The 12,235-nt window shown below is 40.0% G+C and carries 9 protein-coding genes; 6 read left to right on the forward strand and 3 right to left on the reverse strand.

Annotation, left to right across the window (positions count from 1 at the left end; genetic code table 11):
- The first annotated feature begins 10 nt into the window (after positions 1-10).
- The 3 genes from MHZ92_RS08230 (at position 11) to MHZ92_RS08240 (ending at position 3,681) form a co-directional block, all read left to right on the forward strand.
- Positions 11-1,141 (forward strand): ABC transporter ATP-binding protein, encoded by a 1,131-nt coding sequence (locus MHZ92_RS08230; RefSeq protein ID WP_239431188.1) that lies wholly within the window; start codon positions 11-13, stop codon positions 1,139-1,141.
- Positions 1,138-2,841, forward strand: coding sequence for an ABC transporter permease (locus MHZ92_RS08235; protein ID WP_239431189.1), 1,704 nt, complete (start codon positions 1,138-1,140; stop codon positions 2,839-2,841). Before MHZ92_RS08230 ends, MHZ92_RS08235 begins: the two co-directional genes overlap by 4 nt.
- Before the next feature lie 63 nt (positions 2,842-2,904).
- Positions 2,905-3,681, forward strand: a complete 777-nt coding sequence (locus tag MHZ92_RS08240; protein WP_239431190.1) for an HAD-IIA family hydrolase — start codon at positions 2,905-2,907, stop codon at positions 3,679-3,681.
- Here MHZ92_RS08240 and MHZ92_RS08245 read toward each other — a convergent pair.
- Positions 3,676-4,239, reverse strand: a complete 564-nt coding sequence (locus MHZ92_RS08245) for a glycerol-3-phosphate responsive antiterminator (protein ID WP_239431191.1) — start codon at positions 4,237-4,239, stop codon at positions 3,676-3,678. The genes MHZ92_RS08240 and MHZ92_RS08245 overlap by 6 nt on opposite strands.
- Positions 4,240-4,410: 171 nt before the next feature.
- On the opposite strand from MHZ92_RS08245, the gene MHZ92_RS08250 reads away from it, so the two are divergent.
- The 3 genes from MHZ92_RS08250 (at position 4,411) to MHZ92_RS08260 (ending at position 8,064) form a co-directional block, all read left to right on the forward strand.
- Positions 4,411-6,072, forward strand: coding sequence for a glycerol-3-phosphate dehydrogenase/oxidase (locus MHZ92_RS08250; RefSeq protein ID WP_239431192.1), 1,662 nt, complete (start codon positions 4,411-4,413; stop codon positions 6,070-6,072).
- A gap of 260 nt (positions 6,073-6,332) precedes the next feature.
- Positions 6,333-6,719, forward strand: coding sequence for a response regulator (locus MHZ92_RS08255; RefSeq protein ID WP_239431193.1), 387 nt, complete (start codon positions 6,333-6,335; stop codon positions 6,717-6,719).
- The gene (locus MHZ92_RS08260; RefSeq protein ID WP_239431194.1) at positions 6,700-8,064 is read left to right on the forward strand and encodes an EAL domain-containing protein; all 1,365 of its coding nucleotides are present in this window, start codon (positions 6,700-6,702) and stop codon (positions 8,062-8,064) included. Before MHZ92_RS08255 ends, MHZ92_RS08260 begins: the two co-directional genes overlap by 20 nt.
- Positions 8,065-8,121: 57 nt before the next feature.
- On the opposite strand, the gene MHZ92_RS08265 is transcribed toward MHZ92_RS08260, so the two are convergent.
- Positions 8,122-8,973, reverse strand: a complete 852-nt coding sequence (locus MHZ92_RS08265) for a CheR family methyltransferase (protein ID WP_239431195.1) — start codon at positions 8,971-8,973, stop codon at positions 8,122-8,124.
- The gene (locus tag MHZ92_RS08270; protein ID WP_239431196.1) at positions 8,970-12,218 is read right to left on the reverse strand and encodes a response regulator; all 3,249 of its coding nucleotides are present in this window, start codon (positions 12,216-12,218) and stop codon (positions 8,970-8,972) included. Before MHZ92_RS08270 ends, MHZ92_RS08265 begins: the two co-directional genes overlap by 4 nt.
- Between the last annotated feature and the right edge of the window lie 17 nt (positions 12,219-12,235).

The following is a 12,235-nucleotide window of genomic DNA, read 5'->3' on the forward strand; positions in this document are numbered from 1 at the left end:
GTGAAGATGAATGGGATCAGTAAGAATTGAAAAAATGACAAAATCATTTGGGGATTTTACTGCTCTTCACGACATTAACCTTGATATCGAGGAGGGCGAGTTTTTCGCCCTTCTTGGTCCTTCGGGATGTGGGAAAACAACGACAATGCGCTGTATAGCCGGTTTCGAAAATCCAACATCAGGAAGAATTTACATAGGGGATCGTGAAGTTGAAAAAATTCCTGCGAATAAACGAAATTGTGGCATGGTGTTCCAAAGCTATGCACTGTTTCCACATATGAACGTGTTTGAAAATGTCGCTTACAGCTTAAACATTAAGCAATTGAATGCAAGTAATCCTATTAAACAGATGGGAATCTATGCACGTTTACTCTCAAGTCGCTTAGGAAAATATCCAGAAGATCTTAGAAAAAAAGTAATGGAAATATTGAAGTATGTTGAACTGGATAATCATGCTGATCGCTTAACGAGTGAATTATCCGGTGGACAGCAGCAGCGTGTCGCCCTTGCTAGAGCATTGGTAATGGAGCCGGCGGTTCTTCTTATGGATGAACCTTTATCCAACTTGGACCAAAAATTGCGTCACTCGATGAGAAACACGATTCGTACGATTCAACAGGACCTCGGCATTACGACGATTTTCGTCACCCATGACCAAGAAGAGGCGATGAGTATGGCGGACCGGGTTGCGGTTATGGATAAAGGCCATATCGTCCAAATCGGAACCCCGACAGATTTATATAGTAATCCTTCGACTCCATTCATTGCAGATTTCGTAGGTACGTCAAACATCTTGAAAGGTACTGTTCAAGGCGGTGAGAATGGATTGACTGTCGTCAAAGGGGAAGGGTTTTTACTCCGTTCGTCAAGAAAGTCGAAGAAACAAGAAGTGGATGTCATCATTCGTCCTGAACACGTAAAAGTGGAAGCAGCGGATAGTGTCATTGATCACACTCAAACGAATGTAATTGAAGGGACAGTCATCATGTCGACGTATTTAGGCTCCATTGTCCGGTACGACGTTCAAGTCGGTTCCTATCAATTGATTGTCGATACAACGTATTCCTCAGGCGCCAATATTTTTGAGGAAGGAAAAAAGGTTAAGTTGACGGTTGATCATGAGAGGGTGCTGTTAATATGAAACGTATTAAAAACAGCTTCAGCGGATTGACAGTCGTAAAAGTCCTCATCTATATATTCTTTGGCTTATTCATGTTATTACCGCTTCTCTCTGTTTTCGTTGTCAGTTTTACTGGTGAACCAACGAATCTATTAGGTTCAATAACTGATCCGGCAATTTTTAATTCAACGCTTGAGAAGTTCAAGAACATTTCATTTGAAAACTATAAAAGGATTTTTTTAAACGCTGGATATTTTTCTGCATTGAAAAACAGCCTTGTGTTGGCGTTTACTGTTACCATCATCATTATCCTTGTTTGTATTCCCCTTGCATATGGGATTGCAAGAACGAAAATGCCTTTTAAAAAGACGATATCTGCATTATGTATGATTCCATTGATTGTTCCGACGTTCATTTCTGCATATGCTTTTATTATTATGTTCGGTCGGGCTGGGTGGGTGACGCAAATTTATAATGCGCTTGGTGGGGAAGGCATGCTATTGAATCCTTATTCGATGGCGGGGGTCGTTGCCGTACAAGTATTCTTCTTTTTCCCGTATGCCTTATGGCCATTAGTGGCGGCATTCAAAGTGAGTGATATCAGTTTGGAAGAGGCTTCTCAAAATCTTGGGGCGAAAAGTTGGTTCACTTTCATTTTTGTGACGTTTCCACTTGCATTGCCGGGGGTCATTTCGAGTGCATTGCTCATCTTTACAGTGAGCTTCTCGGATTTTGGAAGTCCGATTGTCCTTGCGCCAAAGGAATTGAACTTGCTCGTCGTTGAAGCGTATCGAGAAATATCAGGGTTCTTCAACTGGGGCGGGGCAGCCATCCTTACAGTTGTCATGGTAATCGTGGCATCAATCTTCTTATATTTGCAACATCTATTTACGAAGGGCAAAAATTATGGCTCTGTTTCAGGAAAGCCGAAACAACTGAAGTTAATTGAGAATAAATTATTGAATCGCGTTCTATCAGGTTATTCCCTATTTATCGTACTGATTCCACTTTTGGCGATGCTTACAGTGGTACTACAGTCCGTTGCAACGACATGGGGGAAGGATTTATTGCCGAGTGGTTATACATTGAATCACTATAAAACAATCTTCTCCAATTCCATGGGGAATATCCAAAACAGTATCATGCTTGCGACAGGTGCATTAATTTTAAGCGTAATCGTCGCGACATTCGTATCGTATTTCGTCGTCAGACAGAATTCAGCGAAATTGGATTTCATCGCCTCCATTCCGTTAGTCGTGCCAGGAATCGCTTTCGGGATTGCGTTAATCCAAACATTTAATACGGCACCTTTGCAGTTGACGGGGACAGCTGTACTTTTAATCATTGCTTATACAATTCGACGACTTCCTTATATGGTCCGTTCGACAATGGGATCGATGCGGGCAATCAAACAAGATATTGAAGAAGCAGCAGTGAATCTTGGGGCCACTCCACTGACTGCAGCAATTACGATCGTCGGACCTTTAATGCTGCCGGGAATCGCAGCGGGATCGGTACTCGTATTCATTACGGTCATTAAAGAGGCGAGTGTTTCGATCTTGCTTGCACCGCCTGAATGGGCACCAATGAGTTTGGCAATCTTCCAAAACATCCTTCGGGCAGAGTACTATTCTGCAGCAGCGATGTCTGTTGTTCTAGTTGTGTTAGTGCTAGTTTTGCAAGCCATCGCCAATCTGATCGGAAAAAAACAAAGGCTTTAATTTAAGAGAGAAGTGTGAGCTGGAAACAACATATGTTTTAGGCATAATTTACTTGGGGTGAGGGTGTTGAAAGGGTTTATTTTTGATTTGGATGGAACGATTTATCTTGACGACCATATGATCGACGGGGCGTCGGAGGCGATCAAAACGCTGAAAGAGCGTGGGGATAAAGTAGTTTTCCTTACGAATAAATCAATTGCGAATCGCAAAGAGTACGTTGAGAAATTGAATCGTTTAGGGATTGAGGTTGAGCTAAGCGAAGTCATTAACTCAAATTATATTACGGCGCATTATTTGAAAACGGTTATGAATCAAGACGATTCGGTATATGCAATCGGAGAAAGTCCTTTATTCGAGGAACTGGCAAATGAAAACATAAAGCTGGCGGATAATCCCGCCAGCGCCTCACATGTTGTATTAGGATGGGATCGGCAATTCAGCTATGACAAATTGAATAATGCTTTTCAAGCATGGCGAAATGGAGCCGAAATTTTGGCAACCAACCCGGATCGGACTTGTCCAGTGCAGGACGGCGAAATTCCAGACTGTGGCGCGATGATAGGTGCTTTGGAGGGGGCGACCGGTCAACCGGTGAAACTGATTGCGGGCAAACCTTCCTCCTTCATGTCAGAATATGTGTTGAAAAATGTTTTAAAAATGAAAGCGGATCAATGCTATATGGTCGGTGATCGTCTGGAAACGGATATCCGGATGGCCAACGAAGCAGGCATTCATTCTGTATTAGTGATGACTGGCATCACGACTTCCGCTATGTTGGAAACAGCTACTGATCGACCTGAATTTATCTTGGAAAGCGTAAAAGATATAGCAACTTTATAAATCAAAATTCCACAGGGATGGATTGCCTGAAGAGACGGCCAATGCGCCTGCTTCAAGTGCTGCATGGACCTCTGAAATATCACTGATGAGCCCACCAGCAATAATCGGAAAATCAAGTTCATTTGACAATTGGTCGATGATTTTGGGGATGATACCGGGTAGGATTTCCACCGCATCCGGCTTGCAGGATTTCACCATCTCCATCCCTTTATTAATAGCAGCCCAGTCCAACAGGAAAATCCGTTGAATCGTTAGTAATCCGACTTCTTTAGCCATTTTCACAATATGGCTTTTCGTTGTAATGATTCCTGTAGGATTCCAATATTCAGCAACGTAATTGAGCGCATTTTTGGAATTGGAGAGCCCATCAATAAAGTCCAAATGAAGAAAGACATGTTTGTTGGCCGCGCGTAACTGTTGAATATAGTCCGCAATGGTCATTAGATTCCCGGTTAACAGAAAGACAATGTTGGAATTGGATGTAAGAGCGAGTTGTAAATCCTCCTCATTTTTAACGGAGGCAATCATTTGGGATTCCACCATGTCAACTAGACTCAAGTTTATTCATCCTTTCGAAAAATATGAAATACTGTACTATTATAATACCATAGCAAGCAAGAAGGAAAAGGAAAATTTCATAGGGTCAGAGATGATGAGAAAAGGCCATTACAATCCCTGCATTCGCAGGGTTATTGTAATGGTCTTTTTACGTAGAGGAGTGTGGTAAAGATGAAGTCGTTCTCATATAACGGCAGACAGGAACTATTGGGCAGAATCGAAAACGAGCAGTACGATGTCATTATTATTGGAGGAGGTATCACCGGAACAGGCATTGCCCTCGACTGTAGTATGAGAGGTTTAAATACCTTACTAATCGAAATGCAGGATTTTGCGGCGGGTACTTCAAGCCGTTCTACAAAACTTGTCCACGGTGGGTTGCGCTATTTGAAACAATTTGAAGTCGGTATGGTTGCGGAAGTAGGGAAGGAGAGGGAAATCGTCTATCGGAATGCCCCTCATGTCACTCACCCAGAATGGATGCTCTTGCCGATCTACCGCAAAGGTACATTTGGTAAATACTCCACGTCGTTAGGATTGAAAGTGTATGATTTTCTCGCAGGTGTTAAGAAGAAAGAGCGCAGGAAAATGCTGACGGACAAAGAAGCGTTGCAAAGGGAGCCGTTGTTAAATAAAAAAGGATTGCTCGGCGCGGGTTATTATGTGGAATACCGGACGGACGACGCAAGATTGACAATTGAAGTGGCAAAAACTGCGTTTATGAATGGGGTAGACTTGCTGAATTATGTAAAAGCAGAGTCGTTCACTTATGACACGAATGGAAAGATATCAGGGGTGTATTGCAAAGATACGTTCACTGAAAGACGATATCATGTTTCTGGCAAAAAGATTATAAACGCAACAGGTCCATGGGTTGAAAATGTAATTAGGAAAGACAGAACTATTGAAGGGAAAAGTTTATTTCATTCAAAAGGCGTTCATATCGTCATCGACAGTTCCAAATTCCCTTTGAAACAAGCAGTCTACTTTGACACACCTGACGGCAGGATGGTATTTGCAATCCCGCGAAACGGAAAAACGTATGTGGGGACAACAGATACCGAGTATCATGATGATTTAATCCATCCAGAAATAACTCAGGAGGATAAAGAATACTTACTAGAAAGCATTGCCTTCATGTTTCCGAAAGTGCAGCTCGGCTTAGAAGATATCGAATCCGCTTGGGCAGGAGTCCGCCCGCTCATCCGAGAGGAAGGCAAAGGCCCTTCCGAAATTTCGAGAAAAGATGAAATTTGGACATCCGAAACGGGGCTCATTACAATTGCCGGAGGAAAATTGACAGGCTACCGGAAAATGGCCGAAACAGTAACGAATATGGTCTACCAGCAACTAAGGCCAGATGGCATGCAAAGCACAAAATCAGTGACCAAGCATGTAAAGTTATCGGGAGGAAATTTCGAAAAACCTGAGGACTATTCCCATTTCATACACGATAGAGCCGAAGACGTCGAAAAGATAGGAATCTCGATAACCGATGCTATGACCATCCTCGCGACATACGGTACGAATACGGATGCCGTTATACGGTATGCGGACAAATTGCTGAAAGAAACCAATCTACCGCTATCCATCAAACTGACCCTTCATTACGCAATCGAAGAAGAAATGGCTATCACCCCTAGCGATTATTTCATTAGACGCACAGGGGCGGTATTGTTCGACATCGACTGGGTGAATAAATGGAAAAAAGAAGTCATTCAGTATATGGCTATTCTGATGAGGTGGTCAGACGAGGAACAGGAAAAGCACTGGATTGAGTTGGAGAGAAGGATTTGGGAAGCTGGGGAGAGTAGTGAAAGGCCAGTGAATTAAACTAATAAGCGGAGCAGTAAGTTGATCGGTTTTAGGATTGGTTGGCCTGCTGTTTTTTGTACACCATGTCTCTTATTGAGACATGGCTTTTTGTATTGTAACGAACCTATAAGGGATTTCCCTGAGAAGGACTTCCTATACTCTATTCCTATTGAATTTCGAACAATGGAGAAGGACGGGGGATAGTTCTTTTTGGCTGGATAGATGAGAATACATATAGAGCTACTTACAGAAAATAATATAGAAAGAGGGAGAACCATATGATATTACTTGCTGATGATTCAAGGTTTATGCGGAACTGGTTAAAACAGATTCTACAGAAACATGGTTACATCAAATTCGCTGAAGCTTCTAATGGGGAAGAGGCTATTCAGATGTATCGATTAGTAAAGCCGGAAATTGTGTTTCTTGATATTACGATGCCTCATGTCGATGGATTAGCAGCATTAGAACAGATTATGGAGATCAATCCGAAAGCAAAAGTAATTATGTGCTCCGCTCTTTCTACTCATACAAATAGGACGGCTGCATTACGACTAGGAGCAACGGAATTTATTGTCAAGCCGTTTTTTGATGATGTGAATAAATTAATGGAAAGAATTCGAGAAACAAAAGGGGGCCATCCATATGAAGAAGTTTTTATTTAAATTACTAAAACGTAGTAGAGTTTCTACCATTTATAATCACAAGCCCGCAATTTTGGATGTACCCGCATCACAACCAGATCATAAAAATCTCCTATCCGACTCAAACAATGATTCGAATAAGGAACTGTTATTTGAACAAGAAATCGCGAAAGCAATTGAAAATGAGGATTTTGAAATCTATTACCAACCTCAAGTAAATACAGAAGGAATTATATACGGGGCCGAAGCGTTATTGCGCTGGAATCATCATGAATGGGGGTTTGTATCTCCAGGAGAATTTATTCCGATCGCGGAGGAGACACGTCATATTAATCCGATGAGTGACTGGGTAATCCAAAAAGTTTGCGGTCAACTAAGAGATTGGAAGGATAAGGGGTTAATGGTTCGGCCCGTTTCTATCAATATATCCCCTGTACGATTGATGGAAGAGGGATTGGTGGAATTCATTACACAGCAATTAGAGATGAATAATATCCCCGCCACTTATTTAGAGATTGAAATAACGGAAACCTCATTGTTGAAAATTGACAAACGAGTCCTTTCCACATTAGAAGCGTTACAAGAGCTTGGCATTCGAATTGCAATTGATGATTTTGGTACAGGCTACTCATCCATGGAATATTTACGTGAAGTCCACGCGGATACATTAAAGATTGACCAAGTATTTATTAATAACATGAATATGACAAATGAAAAGGACTTGGCCATCGTTTCTTCTATCCTTCACTTAGCAAAGGGATTAAACATGAGAATTGTTGCCGAAGGTGTAGAGAAACATGAACAGTTTCATTTCTTAAAACAAAAAGAATGTGATTATATTCAAGGCTATCTTTTTTCCAAACCTGTCCCAGCCGATATGTATGAAAAACTGTTGCGTATTGGCTATATTAAACCTGTCAAACACGATATTAAACCGGAAAGTGAGCGAAGAAAATACTATCGATTCGAGTTTCCGTTCCCTGTTCTCGGAAAGATGACGGTTACTGAAGTGAATGACAGAAAAGTAAATTTAGGTGCAACTAAAATACTACTTAAAGATATTAGTCTGGGCGGAGTGAAGATACAGTCCTCTTTAAAACTACCGATACACGCTAATATCAAGTTTAGATTCAAATTTACACTGATGGACGAACAATTTAATATTGGAGGAACGCTAAAATGGAAAGACGAGGCTGAAGGGGATACGTTTCTCTATGGGTTTGCTGCTGCTTTAAATCAGAAGGATGAGGATCGGTTAGCGCCACTCATTAATAAGATGAGCGTACTGCGAAATGGGAATCAAGAAATTCCTGAAACCGAATTTATTTATGACGATTCTAATGCCTTTTTGGCTAAAACTAGTTAAAAAAAGCGAGAAGCAGAAGCACTCCCAATTATCTTAGGGGTACTTCTATTCTCGCATTTATTTTATCTTCTGATATAACTTCTGTTTACCACTTAATTCTTTATAACAATCCGCTTTGTTCGTAAAGGATATCGTTTCTTTATCCCCGAGGCCTAGGATTCCGAACATCGCTAAACTTTCATGAAACAACTCGTGAACCTTTGCTTGTAAGTCTTTATTAAAATAGATGAGAACGTTCCGACATAAAATGACGTGAAATTCATTGAAGGAACGATCTGTTACAAGGTTATGCTGTGCAAAGACAATGTTCTTTGATAATGACGAATCAAATTTCACTTTATGATTCGTTACCTTGTAATACTCGGAAAAGGCTCGCTTTCCACCTGCCTCCAAATAATTATTCGTATACTTTTTCATATTGGAAATAGGGAATAGCCCATTTTTGGCGGTTTGGAGCACTTTTGTGTTAATATCTGTAGCGTAAATTTTAGTCTTATCGTACAGTCCTTCCTCTTGAAGCAAGATTGCCATGGAGTACACTTCTTCACCAGTCGAACAGCCTGCATGCCAAATGCGAATGGAAGGGTATGTCCGTAATATTGGAATTACCTCTTTGCGAAAGTATAAGAAAAACGAAGGATCCCGGAACATTTCGGTTACATTTATTGAAAAATCCTCCGTCAGCCTTTGCATGCAGTCTGGGTGATGCAATACTTTGTCCAAAAGTTCCAGAATACTGTTTAACTTTTCCGCGTGAACACGATGCCATATTCTCCTTCTAATGGAATGATAGGCATAATCACGATAATCATATCCATACCATTCGTATATCCCTTGTAATAATAGATTTATTGTTATTTTTTCAAGGTCCTCAGGGGAACTAGTGAACGCTGTTTTAATATCATTCATACTAACTGAGGTTCCCCTTCATGTTTAAATAACCAAACCTTAATCAATGAAAGTAATTGATCATTATCGACGGGCTTCATAATATAATCGGATGCACCAGCTTGTAAGCTCTTCTCCCTGTCTCCTTTCATTGCTTTGGCGGTTAATGCGATAATCGGGTGATGCTTATAAATTGGCATTTGTCTAATCTGTTTCATTGCTTCATATCCGTCCATTTCTGGCATCATGATATCCGTTATAATTAGATGGAAACTCGGGTCGTCTCTCAATATTCGAAGCGCCTCTTTCCCATTTTCCGCGAAGCTAATATTCATCCCGTATTGCTCAAGTATGCTCGATAATGCGTAAACGTTACGAACATCGTCATCCACTAGAAGAACCTTTTTCCCTTCAAGATCCTTGTCGTTCAGTTGTTTATCAATATCTTCTGGGATGACATTCCCTCTATCCGTTCTTCTCTCGTTCACATATAATTCTAGTTCTTCTTTTAACCTCTGTGGTGAATGTTGATTTTTGATGATAATGCTGTCTGCATATTTATTTAAATAATGCTCTTCTTCAGGTGAAATATCTCTTCCTGTATAGACAAATACTTTTAAGTGATCATTTACATCCTTTACTTTCTCAATCAAATCAAATCCTGTTGTGTCTGTTAGCCCTAGGTCCAGAATTAAACAGTCAAAGTTGTTTCTTCTTAACTCGTGGAGTGCTTCTCTGCCAGTTGAGACAGCCTTCATAATGACGTCCATGTCACCAAGCAGTTCCATAATGCTGTTTCTCTGCGTCAAATCATCATCGACGATTAGTAGCTTTACAATATGACTATTATCTTTTTGCTTCTCCACAGCAGGTTCTACTAAGACTGGTGTATCTTTCTTTGCAGGCAAGACCTCTTCAACTGTAGCTGCTGCCTCATGAACATCATCTTGAAATTTCTCAATCATTTCCTCTTGGTAGTCGCTAATGATTAAGGAGAACGTACTTCCTTTTCCTTCTTCGCTTTCTAGAGTGATTTTACCACCAAGAAGTGAAGCAATTTCTTTGCTAATGGATAGTCCAAGACCAGTTCCACCATACTTACGGCTTATTGTTCCATCCACTTGCTGGAAAGCTTCAAAAATGAGATCCCGCTTTTCTTTTGCAATGCCGATTCCTGTATCCTTCACGGAAAATTGGATGAGATGATCATTGGAAGTTGAGACATTGGAAACTTCAAGCCTCACTTCGCCTTGTTCCGTAAACTTAAATGCATTTGCCAGTAAGTTTTTTAGTACTTGCTGAAGTTTCGCATCATCTGTGTAAATACATTCGGGTAAGTCATCATGCAATGTAACAGAAAACCCTAGATCCTTTTCATTAGCCACTGGTCTAAAGTTTCTTTCAATTATTTCGGCTAACTCGTTTAAGGATACATGACTGGCCTTTACAATCGATTTACCAGATTCAATTTTAGACAGATCTAAGATGTCATTAATTAAACCGAGCAAATCTTGTCCAGACGAATGAATCGTTTTCGCAAATTCAACTTGTTTATTTGTTAACGTATCTTCCTTATTATCTGCCAATAAATTAGATAATATTAACATGCTATTTAGTGGTGTTCTGAGTTCGTGAGACATATTTGCTAGGAACTCTGATTTGTATTTAGAACTTAGTGCAAGCCGTCTTGCCTGCTCTTCTAATTCCATTCTTGCATTTTCAAGTTGTTTATTTTTTTCCTCATATAATTTATTTTGATTTTCTAACCGATTTGTCTTCTCTTCTAATTCCGTATTTGTTTCCTCAAGTTCTTCTTGTTGTTGCTGGAGTCTTTGTTCCGACTCACGTAATGTCATCGTTTGTTGTTCCAATTCTTCATTCGTTGCTTTTAGCTCGTCTTGTTGAGATTGCAATTCTTCCGATTGCGTTTGGATTTCTTCCATTAATACTTGCGTTTCTTCCAAGAGTTTTGCCTGCTTGATTCTTCCGATAATACTTTCCAAAATAATACCTAAATCATCGACGAGTTCCTCAAGCAATGTCTGTTCTTTATCATCCATAGGTTCGAATGAAGCAATCTCAATAACCCCTTTAACTTCACCTTCAAAGAGGATTGGCAAAAGATACAATGTTAAAGGAGTGGCTTCTCCAAGTCCCGATTTCACGGTTATATAGTCTGAGGGAACTTTGGACAACGTAATTGTCGTTTTTTCTAAGGCGCATTGTCCTATTAACCCTTCGCCAGGACGGAATGAAGTTGTCATATGTTTGCGCTCTCGAAAAGCATAAGAAGCTCGTAATGTAAAGATTGCCTCTGATTTTTCCTCATCTTCATCAGCTACATAAAAAACAGCATGACTTCCGCCGACAAGGGGAACAATCTGAGATAAAAGCGTCTCCGCTAATGATTCTACAGTTCTTGCTCCACTAATACTTGTTGTAATTGCAGCTATATTTGTTTTTGTCCAAGTTAGGTCTTGTTGTTTTTTCATTTGGTCTTCTAGAGAGGCGGTCATTTGGTTAAAGGATGTAGCTACTTCGTCAATTTCATCTTGGCCCTTTACTTCTACTTCTGTAGTCAAGTCCAACTTTCCATTCGCAATACCATTCATTACGGTTGCTACTCTGTTTAATCTAGATGAGAAGGACCATATACTTCTAAACAGCAGAATGATAATAATAGATGTTATTAAAATGGATACAATCGTCTCTAGGAGAACATTTCTTGTAAAGCCGTCTTTTTCACCTTCTATGGAAGTATACATATTTGTTTCAAATGAGGTTGTAAGCTCTGACATCAAGTCTTCGAATTGTTTCTGAATAGTTTTTGAATTATTGTTCATTAAAGCAATCGCATAAGTCCTATTTCCATTCAATACATATTCAATTAGTTGAGCCTTGTATTTATCAAATTCTGTATAGTTATCTTTTAGCTTACTCATAATCTGGAGTTGTTCTTCTGTATTTGCATGAGTTCCAAGCCGATCAATATTTGCGGCGACTCGTTCACTTTGCTCTTCTATTGTTGTAATTTCTTCTTGGATTAAATGGTCATTTTCGTAAATCAAAAGATTCCGCAGACTAATTACTTCATCCTTAATATCTCGTTGAATCGATGTGGCTAAAACGAATAGATTATAATCGGTTTCCAACGTATCGTTAATTTTATAATAGCTACCCACTTGGATTCTTCCGGAAATAATAAGAACAATTAGGAGAATCAACAGTGGACTTAATGCGAGCAATAATTTTGTTCTGATCTTCAATACTTCTCATCCCTTCT

The sequence above is a fragment of the Sporosarcina sp. ACRSL genome (assembly GCF_022346605.1).
GTDB lineage: Bacteria > Bacillota > Bacilli > Bacillales_A > Planococcaceae > Sporosarcina.

Coding starts and splice junctions, on each gene's coding strand:
- MHZ92_RS08230 (WP_239431188.1), top strand. CDS start 11: ATGGGATCAGTAAGAATTGAAAAAATGACAAAATCATTTGGGGATTTT.
- MHZ92_RS08235 (WP_239431189.1), top strand. CDS start 1,138: ATGAAACGTATTAAAAACAGCTTCAGCGGATTGACAGTCGTAAAAGTC.
- MHZ92_RS08250 (WP_239431192.1), top strand. CDS start 4,411: ATGAAGTCGTTCTCATATAACGGCAGACAGGAACTATTGGGCAGAATC.
- MHZ92_RS08255 (WP_239431193.1), top strand. CDS start 6,333: ATGATATTACTTGCTGATGATTCAAGGTTTATGCGGAACTGGTTAAAA.
- MHZ92_RS08260 (WP_239431194.1), top strand. CDS start 6,700: ATGAAGAAGTTTTTATTTAAATTACTAAAACGTAGTAGAGTTTCTACC.
- MHZ92_RS08265 (WP_239431195.1), bottom strand. CDS start 8,973: ATGAATGATATTAAAACAGCGTTCACTAGTTCCCCTGAGGACCTTGAA.